28 protein-coding genes are annotated in these 22719 nt (G+C 72.7%); 9 read left to right on the top strand and 19 right to left on the bottom strand.

Features of this window, described 5'->3' with window-relative positions:
* Window positions 1-18 precede the first annotated feature (18 nt).
* Window positions 19-1818: a thiamine pyrophosphate-requiring protein gene (locus AQJ66_RS03845; protein ID WP_061916294.1), complete on the top strand. Its 1800-nt coding sequence runs from the start codon at window positions 19-21 to the stop codon at window positions 1816-1818.
* Window positions 1819-1835: 17 nt separating this feature from the next.
* Here the strand turns inward: AQJ66_RS03845 and paaE are convergent, their stop codons facing one another.
* Genes paaE through paaA form a run of 5 tightly spaced genes read right to left on the bottom strand, consistent with a single transcriptional unit; the run spans window position 1836 to window position 5573 of the window.
* Window positions 1836-2954, bottom strand: a complete 1119-nt coding sequence (gene paaE, locus AQJ66_RS03840) for a 1,2-phenylacetyl-CoA epoxidase subunit PaaE (protein WP_208611270.1) — start codon at window positions 2952-2954, stop codon at window positions 1836-1838.
* Window positions 2954-3469, bottom strand: a complete 516-nt coding sequence (paaD, locus tag AQJ66_RS03835; RefSeq protein ID WP_061916291.1) for a 1,2-phenylacetyl-CoA epoxidase subunit PaaD — start codon at window positions 3467-3469, stop codon at window positions 2954-2956. Before paaD ends, paaE begins: the two co-directional genes overlap by 1 nt.
* Complete coding sequence (gene paaC / locus AQJ66_RS03830; RefSeq protein ID WP_061916288.1) at window positions 3463-4293, bottom strand: 1,2-phenylacetyl-CoA epoxidase subunit PaaC; 831 nt, start codon at window positions 4291-4293, stop codon at window positions 3463-3465. The genes paaD and paaC overlap by 7 nt, the downstream gene beginning before the upstream one ends.
* Before the next feature lie 9 nt (window positions 4294-4302).
* Window positions 4303-4596, bottom strand: a complete 294-nt coding sequence (paaB, locus tag AQJ66_RS03825; RefSeq protein WP_061916285.1) for a 1,2-phenylacetyl-CoA epoxidase subunit PaaB — start codon at window positions 4594-4596, stop codon at window positions 4303-4305.
* Window positions 4593-5573 carry a 1,2-phenylacetyl-CoA epoxidase subunit PaaA gene (gene paaA / locus AQJ66_RS03820; RefSeq protein ID WP_061916282.1) on the bottom strand — a complete coding sequence of 327 codons (981 nt, stop codon included), beginning with the start codon at window positions 5571-5573 and terminating at the stop codon, window positions 4593-4595. The genes paaB and paaA overlap by 4 nt, the downstream gene beginning before the upstream one ends.
* A gap of 179 nt (window positions 5574-5752) precedes the next feature.
* On the opposite strand from paaA, the gene paaI reads away from it, so the two are divergent.
* From paaI to AQJ66_RS03795, 5 genes are all read left to right on the top strand, one after another.
* Window positions 5753-6196, top strand: coding sequence for a hydroxyphenylacetyl-CoA thioesterase PaaI (gene paaI, locus AQJ66_RS03815; RefSeq protein ID WP_061916279.1), 444 nt, complete (start codon window positions 5753-5755; stop codon window positions 6194-6196).
* On the top strand, window positions 6193-7539 hold the full coding sequence (gene paaK, locus AQJ66_RS03810; RefSeq protein WP_061916276.1) for a phenylacetate--CoA ligase PaaK: 1347 nt from the start codon (window positions 6193-6195) through the stop codon (window positions 7537-7539). Before paaI ends, paaK begins: the two co-directional genes overlap by 4 nt.
* Window positions 7540-7802: 263 nt before the next feature.
* Complete coding sequence (locus AQJ66_RS03805; RefSeq protein WP_061916273.1) at window positions 7803-8180, top strand: DUF2795 domain-containing protein; 378 nt, start codon at window positions 7803-7805, stop codon at window positions 8178-8180.
* On the top strand, window positions 8177-8788 hold the full coding sequence (locus AQJ66_RS03800; RefSeq protein ID WP_063804001.1) for a hypothetical protein: 612 nt from the start codon (window positions 8177-8179) through the stop codon (window positions 8786-8788). Before AQJ66_RS03805 ends, AQJ66_RS03800 begins: the two co-directional genes overlap by 4 nt.
* Window positions 8737-9282 (top strand): type 1 glutamine amidotransferase domain-containing protein, encoded by a 546-nt coding sequence (locus tag AQJ66_RS03795; protein WP_061916270.1) that lies wholly within the window; start codon window positions 8737-8739, stop codon window positions 9280-9282. Before AQJ66_RS03800 ends, AQJ66_RS03795 begins: the two co-directional genes overlap by 52 nt.
* 93 nt (window positions 9283-9375) lie before the next feature.
* Here AQJ66_RS03795 and AQJ66_RS03790 read toward each other — a convergent pair whose 3' ends face one another.
* Window positions 9376-9663 (bottom strand): DUF6158 family protein, encoded by a 288-nt coding sequence (locus AQJ66_RS03790; RefSeq protein ID WP_061916267.1) that lies wholly within the window; start codon window positions 9661-9663, stop codon window positions 9376-9378.
* A gap of 120 nt (window positions 9664-9783) precedes the next feature.
* Window positions 9784-11403, bottom strand: a complete 1620-nt coding sequence (locus tag AQJ66_RS03785; RefSeq protein ID WP_061916262.1) for an ABC-F family ATP-binding cassette domain-containing protein — start codon at window positions 11401-11403, stop codon at window positions 9784-9786.
* 151 nt (window positions 11404-11554) lie between these two features.
* On the opposite strand from AQJ66_RS03785, the gene AQJ66_RS03780 reads away from it, so the two are divergent.
* Together AQJ66_RS03780 and AQJ66_RS03775 are read left to right on the top strand one after the other, a co-directional pair.
* Window positions 11555-13051 (top strand): bifunctional phosphatase PAP2/diacylglycerol kinase family protein, encoded by a 1497-nt coding sequence (locus AQJ66_RS03780; RefSeq protein WP_061916259.1) that lies wholly within the window; start codon window positions 11555-11557, stop codon window positions 13049-13051.
* A gap of 134 nt (window positions 13052-13185) precedes the next feature.
* Window positions 13186-14016 carry a class I SAM-dependent methyltransferase gene (locus AQJ66_RS03775; protein ID WP_061916256.1) on the top strand — a complete coding sequence of 277 codons (831 nt, stop codon included), beginning with the start codon at window positions 13186-13188 and terminating at the stop codon, window positions 14014-14016.
* 16 nt (window positions 14017-14032) lie between these two features.
* On the opposite strand, the gene AQJ66_RS03770 is transcribed toward AQJ66_RS03775, so the two are convergent.
* The 12 genes from AQJ66_RS03770 to AQJ66_RS03715 all read right to left on the bottom strand — a co-directional run bounded on the left by AQJ66_RS03770 (window position 14033) and on the right by AQJ66_RS03715 (window position 22396).
* A complete protein-coding gene (locus AQJ66_RS03770; protein ID WP_061916253.1) occupies window positions 14033-14314 on the bottom strand; it encodes a gas vesicle protein K in 282 nt (93 codons plus the stop codon).
* A complete protein-coding gene (locus AQJ66_RS03765; RefSeq protein WP_061916250.1) occupies window positions 14311-14529 on the bottom strand; it encodes a gas vesicle protein in 219 nt (72 codons plus the stop codon). The genes AQJ66_RS03770 and AQJ66_RS03765 overlap by 4 nt, the downstream gene beginning before the upstream one ends.
* The gene (locus tag AQJ66_RS03760; protein ID WP_061916247.1) at window positions 14526-15314 is read right to left on the bottom strand and encodes a GvpL/GvpF family gas vesicle protein; all 789 of its coding nucleotides are present in this window, start codon (window positions 15312-15314) and stop codon (window positions 14526-14528) included. The genes AQJ66_RS03765 and AQJ66_RS03760 overlap by 4 nt, the downstream gene beginning before the upstream one ends.
* Entirely contained in the window at window positions 15311-15670 is a 360-nt protein-coding gene (locus AQJ66_RS03755) for a gas vesicle protein (protein WP_061916244.1), read from the bottom strand. Before AQJ66_RS03755 ends, AQJ66_RS03760 begins: the two co-directional genes overlap by 4 nt.
* A complete protein-coding gene (locus AQJ66_RS03750; RefSeq protein ID WP_061916241.1) occupies window positions 15667-16935 on the bottom strand; it encodes an SRPBCC family protein in 1269 nt (422 codons plus the stop codon). Before AQJ66_RS03750 ends, AQJ66_RS03755 begins: the two co-directional genes overlap by 4 nt.
* Complete coding sequence (locus AQJ66_RS03745; RefSeq protein ID WP_061916238.1) at window positions 16932-17561, bottom strand: hypothetical protein; 630 nt, start codon at window positions 17559-17561, stop codon at window positions 16932-16934. The genes AQJ66_RS03750 and AQJ66_RS03745 overlap by 4 nt, the downstream gene beginning before the upstream one ends.
* A complete protein-coding gene (locus AQJ66_RS03740; protein WP_061916235.1) occupies window positions 17558-17821 on the bottom strand; it encodes a gas vesicle protein GvpG in 264 nt (87 codons plus the stop codon). The genes AQJ66_RS03745 and AQJ66_RS03740 overlap by 4 nt, the downstream gene beginning before the upstream one ends.
* Window positions 17822-17852: 31 nt before the next feature.
* Window positions 17853-18623, bottom strand: coding sequence for a GvpL/GvpF family gas vesicle protein (locus tag AQJ66_RS03735; protein WP_061916232.1), 771 nt, complete (start codon window positions 18621-18623; stop codon window positions 17853-17855).
* Window positions 18620-19054, bottom strand: a complete 435-nt coding sequence (locus AQJ66_RS03730; protein WP_061916229.1) for a gas vesicle structural protein GvpA — start codon at window positions 19052-19054, stop codon at window positions 18620-18622. Before AQJ66_RS03730 ends, AQJ66_RS03735 begins: the two co-directional genes overlap by 4 nt.
* A gap of 73 nt (window positions 19055-19127) precedes the next feature.
* The gene (locus tag AQJ66_RS03725; RefSeq protein ID WP_079060044.1) at window positions 19128-19496 is read right to left on the bottom strand and encodes a gas vesicle protein GvpO; all 369 of its coding nucleotides are present in this window, start codon (window positions 19494-19496) and stop codon (window positions 19128-19130) included.
* A 108-nt stretch (window positions 19497-19604) separates the two neighbouring features.
* A complete protein-coding gene (ligD, locus tag AQJ66_RS03720) occupies window positions 19605-20552 on the bottom strand; it encodes a non-homologous end-joining DNA ligase (RefSeq protein WP_061916223.1) in 948 nt (315 codons plus the stop codon).
* On the bottom strand, window positions 20549-22396 hold the full coding sequence (locus tag AQJ66_RS03715) for a transketolase (protein ID WP_061916220.1): 1848 nt from the start codon (window positions 22394-22396) through the stop codon (window positions 20549-20551). Before AQJ66_RS03715 ends, ligD begins: the two co-directional genes overlap by 4 nt.
* Before the next feature lie 116 nt (window positions 22397-22512).
* On the opposite strand from AQJ66_RS03715, the gene AQJ66_RS40580 reads away from it, so the two are divergent.
* The coding region (locus tag AQJ66_RS40580; protein ID WP_208611269.1) for a hypothetical protein at window positions 22513-22719 on the top strand (207 nt) is incomplete at its 3' end.

Here is a 22719-nt window from a genome sequence, read left to right as displayed (position 1 = left end):
CCGGGGAGGTCTTTCTCCATGAGCACCAAGGTCGCCGACCAGATTCTCGAGCGCCTGCGCGCCTGGGGTGTCGAGCAGGTCTTCGGCTATCCCGGTGACGGCATCAACGGGCTGCTCGCGGCCTGGGGCCGGGCCGAGGACCGGCCGCGCTTCATCCAGTCCCGGCACGAGGAGATGTCCGCGTTCGAGGCGGTCGGGTACGCCAAGTTCAGCGGCAGGCTCGGCGTGTGCGTGGCGACCTCGGGACCCGGCGCGATCCACCTGCTCAACGGCCTGTACGACGCCAAGCTGGACCATGTGCCGGTACTGGCGATCGTCGGCCAGACCAACCGCACCGCGATGGGCGGCTCGTACCAGCAGGAGGTCGACCTCCACACGCTGTACAAGGACGTCGCCTCGGACTTCGTCGAGACGGTGACGGTGCCGGAGCAGCTGCCGAACGTGCTGGACCGGGCGATCCGCACCGCGTACGCCCGGCGCTCCCCCACCGCGCTGATCATCCCCGCCGACGTGCAGGAGCTGGACTACTCGCCGCCGACGCACGACTTCAAGATGGTCCCCTCCAGCCTGGGGATGAGCGACTGCACCGCGATCCCGTCGGACGAGGCGCTGCGCCGGGCGGCGGACGTGCTGAACGCGGGCGACAAGCCGGCGATCCTGATCGGCCAGGGCGCCGCGGGCGCGGCCGCGGAGGTGCGGGAGATCGCCGAGCTGCTCGGCGCGGGTGTCGCGAAGGCGCTGCTCGGCAAGGACGTGCTCAGCGACGAGCTGCCGTACGTCACCGGGCCGATCGGGCTGCTGGGCAGCAGGCCCTCGTACGAGCTGATGCGGGACTGCGACACGCTGCTGACGATCGGTTCCTCCTTCCCGTACACGCAGTTCATGCCGGAGTTCGGCAAGGCGCGCGGGGTGCAGATCGACATCGACCCGCACATGGTCGGCATGCGCTACCCGTACGCGGTGAACCTCGTCGGCGACGCCGCGGCGGCCCTGCGGCGGCTGATCCCGCTGCTCGAGTCCGACCGGGGCGGGCGCGAGTGGTACGACACCGTGTGCGCCAACGTGCGGCGCTGGCACGAGACGATGGAGCGGCGGGCCGCCCAGTCGGCGGACCCGATCAACCCCGAGTACGTCGCCCGGGCCCTGGACCCGCTGCTGCCGGACAACGCGATCCTGACCTCGGACTCCGGTTCCGTGGCGAACTGGTACGCCCGGCACATCACCATGCGGCCCGGCATGCGCGGCTCGCTGTCGGGCACGCTGGCGACGATGGGCCCGGGCGTGCCGTACGCGATCGGGGCCAAGTTCGCGCATCCGGACCGGCCGGTGGTCGCGCTCGTCGGCGACGGCGGGATGCAGATGAACGGGCTGGCGGAGATGATCACCGCTGCCAAGTACCGGGACCGCTGGTCCGATCCGCGGCTGGTGGTCGGCGTGTGGAACAACCGCGATCTGAACCAGGTGACCTGGGAGATGCGCGCGATGCAGGGCTCCCCGTCGTTCCTGCCGTCGCAGGAGCTGCCGGACGTGCAGTACGCGGCGTTCGCCCGCTCCCTGGGCCTGACCGGCGTGCGGGTGGAGAAGCCCGAGGACGTCGAGGCGGGCTGGCGGACGGCCCTGGAGTCCGACGGGCCGGCCCTGGTCGAGTTCCTCACCGACGCCGCCGTACCGCCGATCCCGCCGCACGCGAGCTGGGAGCAGATGGAGGCGACGGCCGCGTCGATCCTCAAGGGCGACGCCGACCGCGGCTCCATGATCAAGCAGGGGCTGAAGGCGAAGGTGCAGGAGTTCCTGCCCGGCCACGACAAGGAGCGGTGAAGGGTTCCGAACGCTCCTCAGCTGTCGTAGTCGACCGTCAGGGTGTCGGACACCGGGTAGCTCTGGCAGGTGAGCACGTAGCCGGCGTCCACCTCGGCCGGTTCCAGGGCGTAGTTGCGGCGCATGTCCGCCTCGCCCTCGGTGATGTGGGCGCGGCAGGTGCCGCAGACGCCGCCCTTGCAGGCGAAGGGCAGGTCGGGGCGGACCCGGGACGCGGAGTCGAGGAGGGTGGCCTCGCGGGAGAGCGCGGAGGTGGTGGAACGGCCGTCCAGGACGACGGTGACCTGGCTGACCGGCCCGTCGGCGCGCGGTTCCTCGTGGCGCACGGTCGCGACGGGCTCGTCCCCGGCGAAGAAGAGCTCCTGGTGGACCCGGTCGTCCGGCACACCCAGTCCGGCGAGCACCTTCTGGGCGTCGCGGACCATGCCGTGCGGGCCGCACAGCCACCAGTGGTCCGCCTCCGAGACGTCGACCAGCCCGTCGATGAGGGCGGCCAGCCGGTCGGCGTCCAGGCGGCCGCTCAGCAGTTCGGCCTCCCGCGGTTCGCGGGACAGCACGTGCGCGAGCTGGAACCGGGCCGGGTGGAGGTCCTTCAGGTCGGCCAGTTCGTCGGCGAACATCACCGAGTCGGTGCGCCGGTTGCCGTAGAAGAGGGTGACCCGGGAGTCCTCGTGGGCGGCGAGGACCGACTCGGCGATGGAGACCATGGGCGTGATGCCGGAGCCGGCCGCGACGAGCACGTGGTGCGCGGGCACGGACAGGTCGGGGGTGAAGGCACCCACCGGGCCCATCACCTCGACGGTGTCGCCCGGCTGGACCTCGTTCACGAGCCAGGAGGAGAACAGACCGCCGGGGACCACCCGGACGCCGATCCGGGGCCGGGAACCGGCCGGGGAGCAGATCGAGTACGAGCGCCGCTCGTCGCGTCCATCGACCTGGCGGCGCAGGGTCAGCGACTGGCCGGGCTCGAAGGCGAACTCCTGCGCCAGCTCGTCGGGTACGTCGAAACCGACGGCGACCGCGTCCTCGCACAGCCGCTCGACGGCCGCGACCCGCAGGGTGTGGAAAGCCGGGCGGCGGCGTGCGCGCCGCACCGGGGCGGGGGCCGGGTCGGCGGGGGCCAGCAGGTCCTCCATCAGATCTCCTTGACGTACTCGAACGGTTCGCGGCAGGCGCGGCAGCGCCACAGCGCCTTGCAGGAGGTGGCGCCGAAACGGGAGGTCTCCTCCGTGTCCGCGGCGCCGCAGCGCGGGCACGGCACCGCGCTGCGGGTGGCCGACAGGACCAGCGGCACCGGGCCCGGCGCCGGGCGCGGGGCCGGTCCGGGCGGGGCGATGCCGTGCTCGGAGAGCTTGCGGCGGCCCTCGGGGCTGATCCAGTCGGTGGTCCACGGCGGGTTCAGGACCGTGCGCACCTCGACCCGCTCGAAGCCCGCGTCCCTCAGGCGCGCCGACACCTCGGCCCGCATCTCGGACATGGCCGGGCAGCCGGAGTAGGTGGGCGTGAGGTCGGCGACGACCGTGCCGTCGGCGGCCACGGTCACGTCCCGCAGCACCCCGAGGTCGGCGAGGGTGAGCATGGGCAGCTCGGGGTCGGGCACCTGCTCGGCGATGTGCCGGGCGCGCCGGGCGTCGGTGAGGACGGTCACCATGTCGCCTCCGGGTGGGCGCGGGCCACGCTCTGCAGCTCCGCCAGCAGCGGGGCGAGGTGCTCGGTGTGCTCGCCCCGGCGGCCGGCGCCGGCCGCCGCAGCGGGTACGTCCGCCAGGGACAGGCCCGCGGCCTCGGTGACCTGCGCGAGGACGGCGAGGACCGCCTCCCCGGCGTCGTGCGCCGCGGACAACTCGGCTAGGCAGGGGACCACTTGGTCGAGGCCGGCCTGCATGCGCCGGTGGGACTCCTCGGTGCCGTCGCCGAGCCGGACGACCCACTCGGCCGCGTACTGCCGGTGGTAGGTGAGTTCCTTCACGCCCTTGGCGGCGATGGCGGCGAGCACCGGGTCGGCGGAGCCGGCGAGCAGCTCGAAGTGGGCCAGTCGCCAGCTGGCGAGGACCAGCAGCCGCGCCATGGAGAACGCGAAGTCGCCGTTGGGCAGTTCGGCCAGGGTCACGTTGCGGAAGTCGTCCGCGTCGCGGAAGTAGGCGTAGGCGTCCTCGCCGCGTCCGGTGCCGTCGACCTGGCCGCAGCGGGCGTACAGCAGGCGGGCCTGGCCGAGCAGGTCGAGCCCGATGTTGGCCAGCGCCACCTCCTCCTCCAGCTCTGGTGCGCGGGTGGTCCACTCGCCCAGGCGCTGGGCGCTGACCAGGGCGTCGTCGGCCAGCGCCAGGCACAGTTCGGCCAGTTCGGCGCGGTCCACGCCATCCGGCACAGCCGTGCTGACGCCGTGCAGAGGGTCCTCGAAGCCGGTGCCGTAGGCCCACCGGGCGTTGTCCTCGTGTCCCTCGGCGAGGGACATGTAGACGTGGTCGTCACTCATGCCCTGCTCCTAGATGTGCGGGACGTCGTCGGGGATGTCGTAGAAGGTCGGGTGCCGGTACACCTTGTCGGCGCTGGGCGCGAAGAAGGGGTCCTTCTCGTCGCGGGTGGAGGCGGCGATGTGCTCGGAGCGCACCACCCAGATGCTCACGCCCTCGTTGCGCCGGGTGTACAGGTCGCGCGCGTGGGTCAGGGCCATCGTGTCGTCGGCGGCGTGCAGCGATCCGACGTGGACGTGGTTGAGTCCGCGCTTGCCGCGCACGAACACCTCGTACAGGGGCCAGCCGTGCTTGTCGGAGGTCATGCCGCCGCTCCCTTCTTCGCGCGGGCCGCCTGCTTGGCGGCGTGGGCGGTGGCCGCCTCGCGCACCCAGGCGCCTTCCTCGTGAGCGGCCCGGCGCCGCTCGATCCGCTCGGTGTTGCAGGGCCCGTCGCCCTTGATGACCCGCATCAGCTCGTCCCAGTCGGGCGTACCGAAGTCGTGGCGCCCGCGCTCCTCGTTCCAGCGCAGTTCGGGGTCGGGCAGGGTGACGCCGAGCTTCTCGGCCTGCGGCACGGTCATGTCCACGAACCGCTGGCGCAGTTCGTCGTTGCTGTGCCGCTTGATCTTCCAGGCCATCGACCGCGCCGAGTTGGGCGAGGAGTCGTCGGGCGGGCCGAACATCATCAGCGAGGGCCACCACCAGCGGTTCACCGCGTCCTGGACCATCTCCCGCTGGGCGTCCGTGCCGCGCATCATCGTCATCAGCAGCTCGTAGCCCTGCCGCTGGTGGAAGGACTCCTCCTTGCAGATGCGGACCATGGCCCGCGCGTACGGCCCGTAGGAGCTGCGGCACAGCGGCACCTGGTTGCAGATGGCGGCGCCGTCCACGAACCAGCCGATGACGCCGACGTCCGCGAAGGACAGGGTCGGGTAGTTGAAGATCGAGGAGTACTTCTGGCGCCCCTCGATCAGCCGCTCGGTGAGGTCGGCGCGCTCGGCGCCCAGGGTCTCGGCCGCCGAGTACAGGTAGAGCCCGTGCCCGGCCTCGTCCTGGACCTTGGCGAACAGGATCGCCTTGCGACGCAGCGACGGCGCGCGGGTGATCCACTCGCCCTCCGGCTGCATGCCGATGATCTCCGAGTGCGCGTGCTGGGCGACCTGCCGGATCAGCGTCCTGCGGTAGCCGTCCGGCATCCAGTCGCGCGGCTCGATCCGCTGGTCGCGCGCGATCGTGTCGTCGAAGTGCTTCTGGAGTTCGGGCGGCGCATCGTCCGCCGACGGGGGCCCGGCCTGAGTCATCCCTACCACCAATCCCTACCGACCGTTCGTTCGGTACATGATAGGACGAGGATGCCGCTTTCCGGAAGTGGGGGCGGCCGGCCGCCCGACACCCCCGGAAGGGACCTATTGACAGCCCTGCACGTTGCTGGATTACTTGGCCGTGCCGCACGCAACCGAATGGTCGGTCGGGATTCAAGATGGTAGATACAACGAAATGTGCCGCCGACGGCGCGGAGGGTCCGGTCGAGGCGATGTTCACCGCGGACGAGGCCTCCCGGCGACTGGGCATCGAACTGCTGGAGCACGGTGCGGGAAGCGCCGTGCTGCGGATGACCGTCACTCCCGCCATGGTCAACGGCCACAGGATCGCCCATGGCGGCTATCTCTTCCTCTTCGCGGACACCGCCTTCGCCTGCGCCTGCAACAGCCACGGCCCGGTGACGGTGGCGGCCGGAGCGGACATCGACTTCGTGACCCCGGCGTACGAGGGTGACGTCCTGGTGGCGACCGCCCGGGAGCGCACCCGGTTCGGCCGCGGCGGCATCTACGACATCACGGTGTCGCGCGGTGACGAAGTGGTCGCGGAGTTCCGTGGCCGCAGCCGCGTCCTCAGGGGCAGCACATCCAAGGAGTCGCGATGAGCATCGAGCTGAAGACCACGCCGGGCGCCGGGGAGCGCCGCGGAGAGCCCTGTCCGGCGGACCTGCTGGACCCCGCGGAGATCCTGACGCGCGAGGAACTGCTCGATGTGCAGCTGCGCCGTCTGCGGTCCACCCTGCGGCACGCCTACGACCATGTGGAGCTGTACCGCAGGAAGTTCGACGCGGCCGGTGTGAAGCCCGAGGACTGCCGTTCGCTCGGGGATCTGGCCCTCTTCCCGTTCACCACCAAGGCCGACCTGCGCGACACCTACCCCTTCGGCATGTTCGCCGTCCCCATGTCCGAGGTGCGCCGCGTCCACGCCTCCAGCGGTACGACGGGCCGCCCCACCGTCGTCGGCTACACGGACAACGACCTCTCCACCTGGGCCGACCTCGTCGCCCGCTCCATCCGCGCCGCCGGCGGCCGCCCGGGCCACAAGGTGCACATCAGTTACGGGTACGGCCTGTTCACCGGAGGACTGGGAGCGCACTACGGCGCGGAGCGCGCCGGCTGCACCGTGATCCCGGCCTCGGGCGGCATGACCGCACGCCAGGTGCAGATCATCCAGGACTTCCAGCCCGAGATCATCATGGTCACCCCGTCCTACATGCTCACCCTGCTCGACGAGTTCGAGCGTCAGGGGGTGGACCCGCGCTCCACGTCCCTGCGGATCGGCATCTTCGGCGCCGAGCCCTGGACGGAGGAGATGCGCCGTGAGATCGAGGAGCGCATGGACATCCACGCCGTGGACATCTACGGCCTGTCCGAGGTGATGGGTCCGGGCGTGGCCCAGGAGTGCGTGGAGACCAAGGACGGCCTGCACGTGTGGGAGGACCACTTCCGCCCGGAGGTCGTCGACCCGATCACGGACGAGGTGCTGGCCGACGGCGAGGCGGGCGAGCTGGTCCTCACCTCGCTGACGAAGGAGGCGCTGCCGGTCATCCGGTACCGCACGCGCGACCTGACCCGGCTGCTGCCGGGGACCGCGCGCCCGGCGTTCCGCCGTATCGAGAAGATCACCGGCCGCTGCGACGACATGATCATCCTGCGGGGGGTGAACGTCTTCCCCAGCCAGATCGAGGAGGTCGTCCTGCGCACACCGGGGGTCGCGCCGCACTTCCAGATCGAGCTCAGCCGGCGTGGCCGGATGGACCACATGACGGTGCGCGTGGAGACCCGTCCCGACGCCGGGCCGGAGCAGCGCGAGGACGCGGCGCGGCTGATCGCCCGAGGCGTCAAGGACGGGGTCGGCGTCACCGTGGAGGTGTCGATCGTCGAGCCGGAGACGCTGGAGCGCTCGCTCGGCAAGCTCCGTCGGGTGAAGGACCTCCGCACGGCCTGATCGCCGGCGGGACGGCCGGTCCCGGCAGGCTCCCTCCTCACCTCCGGCTCGTCGTCCGGAGGCTCGCGCCCGATCGGCGTACGGGGCGCGCGCCGGCTGTTACGCGACGGCCCATCCGGGTACGCGGCTGCGCACTTCGAGCCGTCCGGCGCGGACAGCCGGTGCCCGGCCCCGGCGCGAACCGGCTTCCGGTTCACGGATACCGGTGTCGCCCTGGGCACGCCGGGTACGCGGTGCGGACCTTCGACCCTCTGGAGGGAGACATGCAGCGAGGCAGTGACCGGCTGAACGTCCACCGGGACGACGAGATGAAGCACGAGCTGAAGGGCCTGCTCCGGTCGGGGCACCCGACGCGCGTGGAGGAGTGGCACGATCCTGAGCCGGCGGCCGACGACGACCCCGAGGTCTCGACCGGGCCGGTGGGCGGACTGGGATCCCCGGCGTCGCTGGAGCGGGTGCGGCTGGAGGTGGCCCGGCACCTGAGCCGCAACAGCTTCCCCGCGAAAGCCGGCGAGCTGGCCCGGGCCCTGCGGCGGAGCAACGCGCCCGGGGCGCTGATCGACGCGGTGGGCGACCTGCCGCACGCGAACCGTTACGACACCCTGCAGCAGCTGGCCGAGGACCTGGTGCGCGGCGCATGAGCCGTGACCGGGCCACGGAGATCGCCGCGAGTGGCGCCACCGTCGACGTCGGGGACGCCACCACGCGGTTCCTGCTGTGCGGGCTGCTGCCGGGCTGGTTCCTGCCGGGGCCGGCCGACTGGGTGATGCACCGGAGCACCCGGATCGAGGAGACGTCCGGGACCAGGGAGTCCCTGATCCACGCGCTGATGACGGCCGAGGTCGGCCTGCCGACCGCGCTGTGGGACGTGCGGACGGCCGTGGACAGCGACCGGGAGGTCAAGCCGCTGGAGCAGCACATCCACAGTTTCCTGGAGTCGCCGTCGTTCGGCGGGCGCGGCGATCCCGACGCCTGGCGCCTGGCGCCTGGTGCGCCGGCGGCGGCCGCTGTCGGCCCGCTACCTGGCGGGGACCGGCCTCGGGACCGGCGCGTGCGTGCTGCTGCCGTACGGCGAGGAGCTGCTGCGCTGCCGGCGCGCGGCCGCAACGTTGCGCCGGCACGCATACGCATCCCGGACACGCGGAACCCGAAGAGCTCGCGGAACTCGCGGAACTTGCCGAAGGAGAGTGAGGAACCATGCGCATCGCGTTTCTGGTGGCCCCCGAGGGCGTCGAGCAGGTGGAGCTGACCGAGCCGTGGAAGGCGGCCTCCGACGCCGGGCACGAGCCGGTGCTGGTGTCGACGCAGTCCGGGGAGATCCAGGCGTTCAACCATCTGGACAAGGCGGACACGTTCCCCGTGGACGAGGTGGTGGGCGAGGCGTCGGCCGGGTCGTTCGGCGGCCTGGTGCTGCCCGGTGGCGTGGCCAACCCGGACTTCCTGCGGATGGACGAGAAGGCCGTCGCGTTCGTGAAGTCGTTCTTCGACGAGGGGCGGCCGGTGGCCGCGATCTGCCACGCGCCGTGGACCCTGGTGGAGGCCGACGTCGTACGCGGCCGGGTGCTGACGTCCTGGCCGAGCCTGCGGACGGACATCACCAACGCGGGCGGCACCTGGGTGGACGAGCAGGTGAAGATCTGCGACCACGGCTCCAACCAGCTGGTGACCAGCCGTAAGCCGGACGATCTGAAGGCGTTCTGCGACACGTTCCTGCACGTGTTCACCGCGCAGTCCGCCGCCTGATCCCCTTCCTGGTCGTTCGCGGGGAGTGCGGGGCCGGTCCGTGAGGGCCGGCCCCGTCCGCGTCCGGAGCGTCCGGAGGGCGGTGCGGCCGGTTCACGAGCCGGAGACGCCCGGGGCCGCCGCCTCGCCGCACCTGCGTTCGCGCGCCCCCTCGCGGGTGCGGCCCGCGCTGACCAGGCGGCGCGGGTTGCGGCGCAGGTACTCGCCCTCCAGCTGCGCCATGCGCTCGTTGTGGGCCCGCAGCGCGTCGTTCGAGCCGTACAGCAGGGTGTCGTGGCGCGTGCGGTGGATCGTCTCCAGCTCCTTCATGAGCTGCTGGTCGTCCAGCCGGCTGGGGTCGACTCCGGTCATGGTGGTGCCCCGCTCGTCGTGTTCGTTCATGGGGTCCGGGTACCCGCCCGGCACGCACTGCCCCCGGGCGGTTTCCGGGAGGAATCCATGGAGCTCGCGTTCCTTGAGTCCACTGTACGAACATCGGGGGCCCGGGGCCTCCGCGTGCGGCTACCGCGCCCGTTCCACCCGGCGTTCGTCCCAGACGGGCTCCGGGGTCTCGCGGACGCGGCCGTCGCTGCCGAAGACCAGGTAGCGGTCGAAGGAGCGGGCGAACCAGCGGTCGTGGGTGACCGCGAGCACGGTGCCCTCGAACGCCTCCAGCCCCTCCTGGAGGGCCTCGGCGGACTCCAGGTCGAGGTTGTCGGTGGGCTCGTCCAGCAGCAGGGCGGTGACACCCTCCAGTTCCAGCAGCAGGATCTGGAAACGGGCCTGCTGACCGCCGGAGAGCCGGTCGAAGGACTGCTCCGCCTGGCCGGTCAGCTCGTAGCGGCGCAGCCGGGACATGGCCGCGCCCCGGTCCTGGGCGTGCTCCTTCCACAGGATGTCCAGCAGGGTGCGGCCGGCGAGTTCGGGGTGGGCGTGGGTCTGCGCGAAGTGGCCGGGCACGACGCGCGCGCCGAGCTTCCACTCCCCCGTGTGCGCCACCTCCCCACCGGCCAGCAGCCGCAGGAAGTGCGACTTGCCGGAGCCGTTGGAGCCGAGCACGGCGACCCGTTCGCCGTAGAAGACCTCCAGGTCGAACGGTTTCATCAGGCCGGTCAGCTCCAGACCCGCGCAGGTGATGGCGCGCACCCCGGTACGGCCGCCCTTCAGGCGCATGGTGATGTCCTGCTCGCGCGGCGGCTCGGGCGGCGGTCCGGCCTCCTCGAACTTGCGCAGCCTGGTCTGGGCGGCCTGGTAGCGGGAGGCCATCTCGTGGCTGACGGCGGCGGCCTGGCGGAGGTTGATCACGAGCTTCCTGAGCTGGGCGTGCTTCTCGTCCCAGCGGCGGCGCAGCTCCTCGAACCGGGCGAAGCGCTCGCGGCGCGCCTCGTGGTAGGTCGCGAAGCCGCCGCCGTGCACCCAGGCGTCCGCGCCCGCCGGGCCGGGCTCCACGGAGACGATCTTCTCGGCGGCGCGGGCGAGGAGCTCGCGGTCGTGGGAGACGAACAGGACCGTCTTGCGGGTCTCCTTCAGCTGCTGCTCCAGCCAGCGCTTGCCGGGGACGTCCAGGTAGTTGTCCGGCTCGTCGAGCAGCAGCACCTCGTCGGTGCCGCGCAGCAGCGCCTCCAGGACGAGGCGCTTCTGCTCGCCCCCGGACAAGGTGCGCACCTGCCGCCACTGGGCCCGCTCGTAGGGGACGCCCAGCGCGGCGGTGGTGCACATGTCCCACAGGGTCTCGGCCTCGTAGCCGCGCGCCTCGGCCCAGTCGGCCAGGGCCTGGGCATAGGCGAGCTGGGCCTTCTCGTCGTCGACGGTCATGATGGCGTGCTCGGCCCGGTCGACCGCCTCGGCGGCCGCGCGGATGCGGGGCGGGGCGACGGACACGAGCAGGTCGCGTACGGTCGACTCGTCCCGTACGGAGCCCACGAACTGGCGCATCACGCCGAGGCCGCCGCTGACGGTGACCGTGCCGCCGTGCGGTTTCAGCTCGCCGGAGATCAGCCGGAGCAGGGTGGTCTTGCCGGCGCCGTTGGGTCCGACCAGGGCGACGGTGGCGCCCTCGCCGACCCGGAAGGAGACATCGCCGAGCAGCGTCCTGCCGTCCGGTAGGTGGTACTCGAGGTGCGCGGCTTCCAGATGTCCCATGGGGAGGCATTCTGTGGGCCACCCGGCGGCCGGGGCAAACGCATATCCGCGGGGCCCGGGCGGGCACATCCGGGGGATCCTGCCGCGGCGGTTCGGTCGGTCGGCCCACGGGGGGGCACAACAAACGGCGGCTTGCGGGTAACCGCACCTCATGAACGCTGACGTCGACCTGACCGCCGTCCCGAAGACCGGCCGGCGCGCCCTGCGGCGGCTGCTCGCCGCCGACACCCGGCTGTTCGAGGCGGCCGCCACCCGGCACTGGCCCGGCGCCGAGCGGGTGCTGCCGGGGCTGAGCCGCAGCGCGAACCACGGGATGCTGTGGTTCGCCGCGGCCGGCGCGATGGCGGTGGCCAGGACCCCGCGCTCCCGCCGGGCGGCCCTGCGCGGTGTCGCCTCCCTGGGCCTGGCCTCGCTGACCATCAACACGCTCGGCAAGTGGTCGGTGCGCCGGGCGCGGCCCGTGCTGGACCCGGTGCCGCTGGTGCGGCAGCTCAAGCGGCAGCCGATCACCACCTCGTTCCCGTCCGGGCACGCCGCTTCGGCCGCCGCCTTCGCGACGGGTGTGGCGCTGGAGTCCCCCGCCTGGGGAGCGGCGGTGGCGCCGGTGGCGTTCTCGGTGGCGGCGTCCCGGGTGTACACGGGGGTGCACTTCCCGAGCGACGTGCTGGCGGGCGCGGCGCTGGGCGCGGGGGCCGCCTTCCTGGTACGGCGGCTGGTGCCGACCCGGGCGGGGGCGCTGCCGCCTGCCCGGCCGCGGGTCGAGGCGCCGGCGCTGGAGCAGGGCGAAGGCCTGGTGGTGGTGGCGAACCGGGCGTCGGGGACGTCGGACCGGGTCGGCGCGCTGCGGACGGCGCTGCCGCACGCGGACATCGTCGAGTGCGAGCCGCAGGACGTCGCCGACGAGCTGGCCAAGGCGGCGGCCCGGGCCCGGGTGCTCGGCGTGTGCGGGGGCGACGGGACGGTGAACGCGGCGGCGGCGCTCGCCCTGCGGCACGACCTGCCGCTCGCGGTGCTGCCCGGCGGCACGCTGAACCACTTCGCCCTCGACCTCGGGATCGAGGACGACCGCGATCTGGCGTGGGCCGTGCGGCACGGGGAGGCGGTCCGGGTGGACGTGGGCCGGTTCCGGGCGGGCGGTGCGGAGGGGCTGTTCCTCAACACCTTCAGCCTCGGCGTGTACCCGGAGCTGGTGCGCGAGCGGGAGCACTGGTCGCACCGGATCGGCGGCTGGCCGGCCGGGGTGCTCGGCGCGCTGCGCGTGCTGCGCGCGGACCGGCATCCGCTGGAGGTGCAGGTGGGGGGCGAGCAGCGGCCGCTGTGGCTGCTGTTCGTCGGCAACGGGATCTACCACCGGATGGGGCTGGCGCCGGGCCGCCGCAAGGACCTGGCGGACGGTCTGCTGGACGTGCGGGTGGTGCACGGCAGCCGCCGGCCGGCGCTGCGGCTGCTCGCCGCCGCCGTGGCCGGCCCGCTGACCCGCTCGCCGGCGCACGCCGCGGTGCAGCTGACACGGCTGCGGCTGACCGGTGTGGAGCCGGGCACGCCGCTGGCGTACGACGGCGAGGTCGTGCCGGTCTCGGGCGACGTGACGGTGGAGAAGCTGCCGGCGGCCCTGACGGTCTACCGCCCGGTGCGCAAGCCCTTCTGACCGTGGGCTGACGCCTCGTCAGTCCGCATAGCAATACGGCGATCTCATCATTCGGCGTACGGGCGTACCGTTCGGCGTACCGCGGAAGGAGCCGCAGGGCTCCGCGAGCCGGTACGACGAGAAGGGGCACAGCCATGCCGAAAGCGCAGGAGACCGCCGTCTACACGCACGGGCACCACGAGTCGGTGCTGCGGTCGCACACCTGGCGGACCGCCGCCAACTCCGCGGCGTACCTGCTCGGTTCGCTGAAGCCCCACATGCGGATCCTGGACATCGGCTGCGGTCCGGGCACCATCACCGCCGACCTGGCGGAACGGGTCCCGGACGGCCGGGTCACCGGCGTCGACCACGCCCCGGGGATCCTGGAGCAGGCCCGGCGGACGGCCGCGGAACGGGGCCTGGGCAACGTCGACTTCGCGGTCGCCGACGTCCACGCCCTGGACTACCCGGACGACACGTTCTGCGTGGTGCACGCCCACCAGGTGCTGCAGCACGTCGGCGACCCGGTGCAGGCCCTGCGCGAGATGCGCCGGGTGACCAGGCCGGGCGGGTTCGTCGCGGTGCGCGACGCGGACTACGCGGCGATGACCTGGTACCCGGCGTCGCCGGGCCTGGACGACTGGCTGGACCTGTACGAGAGCGTCGCCCGCGGCAACGGCGGCGAGCCCGACGCCGGGCGCCGGCTGAGGTCCTGGGCGCTGGCCGCCGGGCTGACCGAGGTGACGGCCACCTCGAGCACCTGGACCTTCGCCACGGCGGAGGAACGGGCCTGGTGGAGCGGCCTGTGGGCGGACCGCACCCTCGCCTCCGCCTACGCCGCGCGGGCCACCGAGGGCGGGCACGCGACGCCCGAGCGGCTGCGGGCCGTCTCGGAGGCGTGGCGGGAGTGGGGCCGGCAGCCGGACGGCTGGTTCGCCGTCCTGCACGGGGAGATCCTGTGCCGCAAGACCCCGGAAGAGGCCTGAGCCCCGAGGCGCCCGCTCACTCGCGGGGAAGCAGCGGTCCCAGCGGCCCGAGGTCCAGGTTCAGGTCCTCGGGCCGCAGGCCGTAGCGGTCCCTGAGCTCGGCCATCCGGTCCTCCAGGAGCATCAGGGTGAGCCCGATCCGCTCCTCCTGCTCCTCGGTCAGCTCGCCGGTGTCGAAGCGGCGCACCGCCTGCCGTTCCATCAGCTGGCGCAGCAGCTCCACCACGGTCAGCACGAGTTTGACGAGGTCGCGCTCGACGGTGTCGGGTTCGAGATCGAGCCGCTTGGGCGCGCTCATGCGGGTTCCTCCCTGGGTGCCCGGGCCGCGGGCAGCAGCTCGAAGGGCGAGGGGACCTGTTCGTTCACCGAGCTGATCAGCGCGTTGAGGTCGATCCGGACCAGGTCGACGTCCGCGATCCGCAGCGTGATGTCGCCGGTGATCACCACGCCGCCGGCCAGCAGCCGGTCCAGCAGGTCCACCAGCGCGATCTCCCGGCGTTCGACGACGGTCACAGCCCCTCCCCCGCACCGGTGGCGTTCCCGGCGAACTCCTGGGTGAACGAGTAGGCGGCCCAGGGGCCGGTCAGTTCCACCCGTATCCCGGGCGCCTCGTCCTTCGTACGGTCCACCGTCTCCACGAACTCCTCGGAGTCCGCCCGCCGCACCAGGTAGGCCGCGTTGAGCACGTTCCGGCCCGTCGCCCGGGACAGCGCGGCGTTCTGCGGCGGGTGCAGCCGGCACGCCTCGGCCCGCCCGGAGAGCCGCTCGTGCAGGCTCTGCGCGAAGGTCTCCGCCCGCTGCCACAGCTCGTCCTGCGCGTGCGTGCTCTCGCGCCGCCGGCGCAGGTAGTCCCGCCCGCTGGCGGCGCGGGCCGGGGCGGCGGCCGCGGGCCGGGCGGGCTCGCTCTCCACGTACACCTTGACGCCCCACTCGACCCGGCCCTCCAGCCGGTCCAGGGCGCGCCGGAAGTCGTCCTCGCGGGCCTCGATCATGGAGCGCACCCCGCTGTCGTCACGGAAGACCGTGGCCAGCCGGAGCGGGAGGGGCGTGGTGACGGTGGTGAGCGCGTCGATCACGCCCTGGTGGGCCCGGGCGGTCGTGGCCAGCCAGTCGATGTCCTCCAGGCGCGCCCGGAGCGCGTCCTCGCTGAACTCGCCCTCGGGCACCGTGCTGACGACCGCCACCAGCCCGTGGTGCTGGAGCACAGCGGGCGGCGCGCCCCCGATGCCGGTCAGCTGGACCTGCAGGGGCGCACGGAAGGGACGGCAGACGGCGTAGACGTAGCGCAGTCCGGTCATGGGGCCTCCTTCGGCACACGGCCGCCTTCCAGCTCCTCCAGCCGGGCCAGCCGCTCGCGGAGCTCGGCGTTCTCACGCGTCAGCTCGTCACGGCGGGCACGGGAGGAGAGGGCGGGATCGGTCTCCCACCAGTCAATGCCCATCTCCTTGGCCTTGTCGACCGAGGCGACGATGAGCCGCAGCTTGATGGTGAGGAGCTCGATGTCGAGCAGGTTGATCCGGATGTCGCCCGCGATCACGATGCCCTTGTCGAGTACCCGCTCGAGGATGTCGGCGAGGTTGGCACCGCTTCCCTGGCCGTAGGGCTCGGGGAAGCGGCTGCCGGAGGGCTGTGGGAAGCCACCGGGTGACGTCATCGACGACCCCCGCGCCCGGCGGGCTCGGGCTCCTCTTCCTCGTCGTACTCCTCTTCCTCAGGCTGCTCTTCCTCTCCCGCGTACTCTTCCGGCTCCTCTTCCTCTTCTTCTCCCTCTTCCTCGTACTCGCCCTCGGGCTCCTCGGACTCCTCGGACTCCTCCTCGTCGTAGGGGCCCTCCTCCTCGGCCTCGTACTCCTCGGAACCCTCTTCGCCCTCCTCGGGTTCCTCGCCCTCCTCGGGCTGCTCCCCCTCGCGTGCCTCGGCCTCTTCGCCCTCCTCGGCCTCTTCGCCTTCCTCGGCCTCCTCGCCCTCGCGAGCTTCGGCCTCTTCGCCCTCCTCGGGCTCCTCGCCCTCCTCGCGCTCCTTGGCCTCTTCCTCCTCGGCGACCGCGTCGTCGTGGCTCTTGACGACCTCGCTGTCGCGGATCTCGCCGCGCCAGCCGTCCTCCGCCTCCCCCTTGAAGGTGATGAAGCGGGAGAAGTGCTTCAGGTCGAGCCGGACCCGGCGGCCCTGGGCGCGCCAGATGTTGCCGGTCTTCTCGAACAAGCCGCTCGGGTAGTACTCCAGGACGAGCAGGACCCGGGTGAGGTTGTCCCCCAGCGAGTGGAAGGTGACGACGCCCTTCACGGTGCCCTTGGCGCCCTCGGACGTCCACTGGATGCGCTGGTCGGGGACCTGCTCGGTGGTGGTCGCCTTCCAGCTGCGGCTGGACCAGAAGATCTTCGCCTGCCAGTCGGAGTGGGTGTCGTCGGCGCGGCTGGCGCTCTTGACACCCTTGGCGAAGGTGCTGAAGTCCTGGTACTGCGTCCACTGGTCGTAGGCGGTGCGCAGCGGCACCCCGACGTCGATGGACTCCATGATCACGGTGGGCTTGTTCCCGCCGCGGCCCTTCCCCTTCTTCTTGCCGCCCCCGAGGCCCTTCACCGCGCCCATCACTTTGTCCTTGAGGCCGGAGGCGCCGACTTCCAGCGCGGAGCGCATCGGCCCCTTGCCCTCGGCGAGCTTGCGGCCGCCTTCGAGGGCCATTTTCGCGAAGCCGGGGCTGTTGCCCTCGGCTATGTCGTTGAGCTTGCCGGTGGTCTGGCCGAGCTTGCGGCCGAGCCCGGACAGCAGGCGCGTGGCCTGCGCCGCCATGTACTCCTGGGCCTCCGCCTTCAGCCGGTCGGCGGCCTCGCTGTGGGCGAGGTCGGTCAGCGGGTTCTGCTTCGCCGCGCCCGTGGCCCGGCCGGCCGCGGAGGTCGCGGACCCGAGGGTCTCGGTCATCGGTCATCGCCGCCCTTCGGCTGCCCGGAACGGCCGCCGCGCGTGCCGCCGGCCGCACCGGTCCTCTTCGCGGCCGGCCGGCCGGCCGCGCCGGTCTTCCGGGCCGCGGCCTTCTTCGCCGGGGCCTTCGCCGCGGCCTTCTTGGCCGGAGCCTTCTTCGGCACCGCCTTCTTGGCCGCCTTCTTGCGCGGCGGCTCCTCGTCACGGGCCTCCCGGCCGGTGTCCTCGCGGTCACCGTCCTCCCGCTCCTCCTCGTCGCGCGGCTCCTCGTCGCCGTACTCCTCATCGGAGCCCTCGGCTTCCCCGGAGTCGCCGGACAGCTGGTCGCGCACCCGGTTGGTACGGCTGTGCAGCCGGTCGGCGAGGGCGGACATCTGCCGCTCGACCATGGCCCCGGAGGCGGCCTTGCCGACGCCCCGCAGCTCGCCGCGCAGCTGATCGCCGATCTCCTTGAACTGCGGGTTGTCGCGCAGCTGCTGCTGCACCATGCCCGCGAGTGCCTTCGGCGTGAGGTTCAGCTTCTTGCCGGCCACCAGGGAGCCGACCGCGACGGCCATTTTCAGCTTCTTGGTGCGTCCCAGCAGGTATCCGGCCCCTACTGCGAGGCCGAGTGCCGTTCGGTTCATGATCCCGTCCCGTTGCCTGTGGATGTGCCGGAGCCGAGGGCGGTCTCCAGCCGGTCGAGCAGTTCGTCCTCGCGCCGGTCGAACTCCTCCTCGGTGATCTCGCCCGCCTCCAACTGCTCCTCGAGGCGGGCGAGTTCGGCCCGTACGGTGGCGGGGTCGTAGTAGATCCGCTCCGCTTCGCGGAGCACCTGTCTGACCGCCCAGCCGCTCGCCCGCACCGGGGCGAACGGCAGCAGCAGCACTTCGCTGATCAGTCCCACGGTGTCCTCCTTGCCGTCCGGGCCGTACCCGCTACTGCGCGCCCGTGCCGGCGCCGGCCGTGCTGCCCGCGGGCTCGGCGGGGCCGGGCTCGACGAAGCTGTACGGCGGCAGCGGGCCGTTGACGCGCAGGTCGAGATGGGGGTGGCCGGCGCGTACCTGCTCGACGGCGGCCAGGAAGTGCTCGGCCGTGTCCCGGTCGACCAGGAACGAGACGTTGACCAGCCAGCCGGTGGACTCCGGGCCCACGCTCACCGCGGCGGCGGCCGGCGCCAGTGCGCCGTGCACCTCGGCGGCGTCCTCGGCCTCCTTGTTCTTGACGGCGTGCGCGACCATCTCGCCCAGGCGGATCTTGTCGTCGTAGTTGCCGCCGCCAGAGCGCCGGTTGGCCTCGGCGAGGGAGCGCAGCTCGGCGTTCTCGGCCATCACCTGGTGCAGGACGGCGTCCTCGACATGGGTGGCCTTGACGTTGTACTCGACCTTGCCGTCGAGCTCGCGCAGCCGCTCCTGGTAGTGCTCCGCCCGCTCGGTGAGCACCTGCGTGACGGCGGCGTCGTCGTCCGCGACACTGCCGAACCGCATGGGCAGCACGCAGCCTCCCGCACCCGCCTCGGCGAGCACGTTCTGGTGCGCGAGCAGGTCGCGGCGCTTGGGCCGCAGCCCCTCGGGAGAGTCGCTGACCACGGCGGCCAGCTCGCCGGCGGTGAGGATGCGCACGGGCAGCGGCGGCTCGCCGACACCCGTCATGCCCTCCGGGAGGGCCGGGTGCGAGCGGGCGGTGATCCCGTAGACGTAGGTGCTCACTCCTGCTCCTCCTTCCGGCGGGTGCGCGTGGTGGTCTTGCGGGCCCGCGGCCGGGACTGGCCCTCGCCCTCGGACTCACCGCGGCCCTGCTTGAACGCGTCGGATATCGTCTCCGCCGCGCCCGACAGCGCGCCCTTGGACTTGCCGTGGGCACCGGACTCGGTGATCTCGCCGACCAGGTCGGGCAGGCCCGGGCTCTTGCGCGGCCCCGCCTCCAGGTCGAGGCGGTTGCAGGCCTCGGCGAAGCGCAGGTAGGTGTCGACGCTGGCCACCACGACCCGGACGTCGATCTTCAGGATCTCGATGCCCACCAGAGAGACACGCACGAAGGCATCGATGACGAGCCCCCTGTCGAGAACCAGCTCGAGTACGTCGTAGAGGCCGCTGCTGCCGCCTCCGCCTCCGGTCTGCTGTGCCGGTACAACGGTCATGCCGGCCGTTCCTCCTCGTAAGTGGTTGGTTGCGCGATGTGTGTTCCCTGACGCGGTACGCGGGCCGGGCTGTCTAGCCGGACCTGCGCGCGTCGGAGCGTCCGCGCTCGTAACGGCGCACACGGCGGTAGCCGGTGAGATCGCCCCGCCGGTCGAGTTCGACCTGGTAGCTGGCCATCAGACTCATCGTGTCCGGCACCCTCGGCAGTTCGAGGACCTCCATCTCGAGGGACCACCCGTCCTCGGTCTGCTCGAAGGAGGACACCGATTCCGGGTTGAGGCCGGTGAGTTCGGCGAGCTGGCTGCGCGCCTGGCGCAGCACCTCCATGGGGGTCGGCCGGCGCTCCTCCGCCGCGTCCTGTCGTGTGCTGTCGTCCGTCTCCTGCGGGTCCTGGTCGTCCGGTGAATCTTGTGACTGGGATGTGTTTCTTGTGTTCGACATGGCCACCTCTTCCTGCGGGTGGCCGCTGGTGCCTGGGCCAAACCTTCCTGAGGGCACGGGTCATCGAATCCATGGATCGAGCGCGCCTGACCAGGGAGAACGGCCCGTTCAGCCCCGCAGGTCCGCGAGCCGGCGCCGGGCGGGACCGAGCGGACGGCCCCGGGCCGGCAGAGCCGCCCACGGGTCGGTGCGGGCCTGGTCGGCGGCGTCGGCGAGGCTCCAGCGGCGGGCGTCGAGGCCGGGGTCGTCCAGCTGCTCCCAGCTCAGGGGCGTGGCGACCGGGGCGCCGGGCAGGGCGCGGACGGTGTAGGGGGCGACGGCGGTCTGGGCGTAGGCGTTGCGCTGCACGTCGAGGTAGAGGCGGTCGCCGCGCTCGGCCTTGCGGACGGCGGTGGTGAGCCGGTCCGGGTGGGCGGCCTCGGCGAACTCGGCGACCTCGTGGGCGAACCGGCGCACCTCGTCGAAGTTCTGCCGGCCGCTCAGCGGGACGACCAGGTGGAGGCCGCGCGAGCCGGTGGTCATCGGCGCACAGGGCAGGCCCAGCTCGTCCAGCAGCTCGCGGAGCCTGCGGGCGGCCTCACGGACGGCGGCGAAGTCGTCGTCGCCGGGCGGGTCCAGGTCGAACACGAGCCGGTCGGGGTGGTGCAGGCCGCCGGCCCGGTCGGTGCGGGAGAGCCAGCGGTGCAGGGTGAGGCAGGCCTGGTCGGCCAGGTGGAGGAGGGTGGCGGTGTCGTCGCAGACGACGTGCGTCACCGTGCCGCCCTCCTTGGGGACCTCGGCCCGGGTGATCCAGTCCGGGTAGTGCTCCGGGGTGTTCTTCTGCATGAAGCGGGGGCCGTCCAGGCCGTCCGGGTGGCGCTCCAGCATCAGCGGCCGGCCCCGCAGGTGCGGCAGCAGGTACGGGGCGACGCGCCTGTAGTAGTCGGCGAGGTCGCCCTTGGTGTACTCCTCGGTGTCCGCCGTGCCCGGGAAGAGCACCTTCCCGGGCCGCCGGATCCGCACCGTGCGGTGGCCCGCGCGTATCGTCCGCGTCCCGTCGTCCGGGCCGGTGCTCATCGCACGACCGCCTCCTCGACCAGCAGCTTCGCCGCGGCGGCGATGCTGACGGCGTCGATGCCGGCCGCGTGCAGCTGCTCGTCGGGCGCGGCCGAGCCCGGCATGGTGCGCACCGCGAGCCGCACCAGGCGGGGCACGGGGCGGCCGTCGGTGAAGGCCTCCAGGACGGCGTCGCCGAGGCCGCCCTCCGGGTGGTGGTCCTCCACGGTGATCAGGCAGCCGGTCTCCTCGGCGGCCCGGCGCAGCGTCTCCACGTCGACGGGCTTGACCGAGTAGAGGTCCACGACCCGGACGCGGATGCCGTCCTGCGCGAGCCGGTCGGCGGCGGCCAGCGCCTCGTGCACGGTGACCCCGGCGGCGACGACGGTCAGCCGGTCCTCCTCGCTGGAGCGCAGCACCTTGCTGCCGCCGACCGGGAACTCCTCGTCGGGCCCGTACACCACGGGCATCTTGCCGCGGGAGGTGCGCAGGTAACGGATGCCGTCCAGGCCCGCCATCGCCGCCACCAGGCGGGCGGTCTGGTTGGCGTCGCACGGGTACAGCACCGTGGAGCCGTACACGGAGCGGAACATCGCCAGGTCCTCCAGGCCCATCTGCGAGGGCCCGTCCTGGCCGATGGCGACGCCCGCGTGCGAGCCGACCAGGTTGATCCCGGAGCCGCTGATCGAGGCCATGCGCACGAAGTCGTGGGCGCGGGTGAGGAAGGCGGCGAACGTGGAGGCGTACGGGACCCAGCCGCGGGTGGCCATGCCGACGGCCGTGGCGACGAGCTGCTGCTCGGCGATGTAGCACTCGAAGAACCGGTCGGGGTGCGCCTTGCCGAACTCCTCGGTACGGGTGGAGTCGCCGACCTCGCCGTCGAGGGCCACGACGTCGCCGCGGGCGGAGCCGAGCGCGGCGAGCGCCTTGCCGAAGGCGTCCCGGGTGGCGGCCTCGTCGCCCTGGTCGAAGCGCGGGAGCTCCAGGGACCCGGTGGTGATCGAGCGGGGCGTCGCGGCGGCGAGCGGCTCGCTGACCCGCACGTGCAGGTCGCGCGGGCCGCCCAGCTCCGCGATGGCGTCCTCGGCCGCGGGCAGCGGCTTGCCGTGCTGGCCCTCGCGGTCCTCGACGGCGGCGACGCCCTTGCCCTTGAGGGTGCGGGCGAGGATCACCGTGGGCTGGCCGGTGGTCGACAGCGCCTCGCCGTAGGCCCGGTCGACGGCGTCGACGTCGTGGCCGTCGATCTCGATGGTGTGCCAGTCGAACGCCTGGAAGCGGCGGGCGTAGGCGCCGAGGTCGTGGCCGTGCCGGGTCGGGCCGCGCTGGCCGAGGCGGTTGACGTCCACGATCACGACCAGGTTGTCCAGGTGCTCGTACCCGGCGTGCTCGGCGGCCTCCCAGACGGAGCCCTCGGCGAGTTCGCTGTCGCCGCACAGCACCCAGACCCGGTAGTCGTCGCGGTCCAGCCGCTTGCCCGCGAGAGCGATGCCGACGCCGACCGGCAGGCCCTGGCCGAGGGAGCCGGTGGCCGTCTCCACCCACGGCAGCCGGCGCGGCGTGGGGTGCCCCTCCAGACGGCTGCCGAGCTTGCGGAAGGTGAGCAGCTCGCCGTCCTCGATGACGCCGGCGGCCTTGTAGGCGGCGTACAGCAGCGGGGAGGCGTGGCCCTTGGAGAGCACGAAGCGGTCGTTGGCGGGGTGATCGGGGCGCTCGAAGTCGTACCGTAGGTGGTTCGCGAGCAGTACGCCCAGCAGGTCGGCGGCGGACATCGAGGAGGTCGGATGCCCCGACTCCGCCGCGGCCGCGGCCCGCACACTGTCCACACGCAACTGCTGCCCGAGCTCGGTGAGTTCGGCGGTGTTCATGAGTCTCCTTCTGCTGGGCCCGGGCTGTCCGGGCGTTGTGCGGGGCCGGGCGGATCCGTGCGCCTGACGGGGCCTGGGGAGGGGTGGTCGGGGTGGGGGCGGGCCGGTGGTCGCGGATGCTCCTCGGAGGGCTCGCCGGCGGGTTCGCCAACGGCGTCACCGCCGGGCTGGTTCTTGGCGGGTTCGCCGCCGGGCTGGTTCCTCGCGGGTTCGCCGCCGGGCTGGTTCCTGGCCGGCTCACCACCGGGCTGATTCCTCGCGGGCTCCCCGCCCGGCTGGTTCCTGGCCGGCTCACCACCCGGCTGATTCCTCGCGGGCTCCCC

The sequence above is a fragment of the Streptomyces bungoensis genome (assembly GCF_001514215.1).
Lineage (GTDB): Bacteria > Actinomycetota > Actinomycetes > Streptomycetales > Streptomycetaceae > Streptomyces > Streptomyces bungoensis.
Note: the sequence above shows the minus strand (reverse complement) of the source record. Positions and strands in the feature narration are given on the sequence as shown.

Excerpts from the sequence above, each read along its gene's own strand:
- AQJ66_RS03845 (WP_061916294.1), top strand. The coding sequence starts at position 19 with ATGAGCACCAAGGTCGCCGACCAGATTCTCGAGCGCCTGCGCGCCTGG.
- paaE (WP_208611270.1), bottom strand. The coding sequence starts at position 2,954 with ATGGAGGACCTGCTGGCCCCCGCCGACCCGGCCCCCGCCCCGGTGCGG.
- paaD (WP_061916291.1), bottom strand. The coding sequence starts at position 3,469 with ATGGTGACCGTCCTCACCGACGCCCGGCGCGCCCGGCACATCGCCGAG.
- paaC (WP_061916288.1), bottom strand. The coding sequence starts at position 4,293 with ATGAGTGACGACCACGTCTACATGTCCCTCGCCGAGGGACACGAGGAC.
- paaB (WP_061916285.1), bottom strand. The coding sequence starts at position 4,596 with ATGACCTCCGACAAGCACGGCTGGCCCCTGTACGAGGTGTTCGTGCGC.
- paaA (WP_061916282.1), bottom strand. The coding sequence starts at position 5,573 with ATGACTCAGGCCGGGCCCCCGTCGGCGGACGATGCGCCGCCCGAACTC.
- paaI (WP_061916279.1), top strand. The coding sequence starts at position 5,753 with ATGGTAGATACAACGAAATGTGCCGCCGACGGCGCGGAGGGTCCGGTC.
- paaK (WP_061916276.1), top strand. The coding sequence starts at position 6,193 with ATGAGCATCGAGCTGAAGACCACGCCGGGCGCCGGGGAGCGCCGCGGA.
- AQJ66_RS03805 (WP_061916273.1), top strand. The coding sequence starts at position 7,803 with ATGCAGCGAGGCAGTGACCGGCTGAACGTCCACCGGGACGACGAGATG.
- AQJ66_RS03800 (WP_063804001.1), top strand. The coding sequence starts at position 8,177 with ATGAGCCGTGACCGGGCCACGGAGATCGCCGCGAGTGGCGCCACCGTC.
- AQJ66_RS03795 (WP_061916270.1), top strand. The coding sequence starts at position 8,737 with ATGCGCATCGCGTTTCTGGTGGCCCCCGAGGGCGTCGAGCAGGTGGAG.
- AQJ66_RS03790 (WP_061916267.1), bottom strand. The coding sequence starts at position 9,663 with ATGAACGAACACGACGAGCGGGGCACCACCATGACCGGAGTCGACCCC.
- AQJ66_RS03785 (WP_061916262.1), bottom strand. The coding sequence starts at position 11,403 with ATGGGACATCTGGAAGCCGCGCACCTCGAGTACCACCTACCGGACGGC.
- AQJ66_RS03780 (WP_061916259.1), top strand. The coding sequence starts at position 11,555 with ATGAACGCTGACGTCGACCTGACCGCCGTCCCGAAGACCGGCCGGCGC.
- AQJ66_RS03775 (WP_061916256.1), top strand. The coding sequence starts at position 13,186 with ATGCCGAAAGCGCAGGAGACCGCCGTCTACACGCACGGGCACCACGAG.
- AQJ66_RS03770 (WP_061916253.1), bottom strand. The coding sequence starts at position 14,314 with ATGAGCGCGCCCAAGCGGCTCGATCTCGAACCCGACACCGTCGAGCGC.
- AQJ66_RS03760 (WP_061916247.1), bottom strand. The coding sequence starts at position 15,314 with ATGACCGGACTGCGCTACGTCTACGCCGTCTGCCGTCCCTTCCGTGCG.
- AQJ66_RS03755 (WP_061916244.1), bottom strand. The coding sequence starts at position 15,670 with ATGACGTCACCCGGTGGCTTCCCACAGCCCTCCGGCAGCCGCTTCCCC.
- AQJ66_RS03750 (WP_061916241.1), bottom strand. The coding sequence starts at position 16,935 with ATGACCGAGACCCTCGGGTCCGCGACCTCCGCGGCCGGCCGGGCCACG.
- AQJ66_RS03745 (WP_061916238.1), bottom strand. The coding sequence starts at position 17,561 with ATGAACCGAACGGCACTCGGCCTCGCAGTAGGGGCCGGATACCTGCTG.
- AQJ66_RS03730 (WP_061916229.1), bottom strand. The coding sequence starts at position 19,054 with ATGACCGTTGTACCGGCACAGCAGACCGGAGGCGGAGGCGGCAGCAGC.
- AQJ66_RS03725 (WP_079060044.1), bottom strand. The coding sequence starts at position 19,496 with ATGTCGAACACAAGAAACACATCCCAGTCACAAGATTCACCGGACGAC.
- ligD (WP_061916223.1), bottom strand. The coding sequence starts at position 20,552 with ATGAGCACCGGCCCGGACGACGGGACGCGGACGATACGCGCGGGCCAC.
- AQJ66_RS03715 (WP_061916220.1), bottom strand. The coding sequence starts at position 22,396 with ATGAACACCGCCGAACTCACCGAGCTCGGGCAGCAGTTGCGTGTGGAC.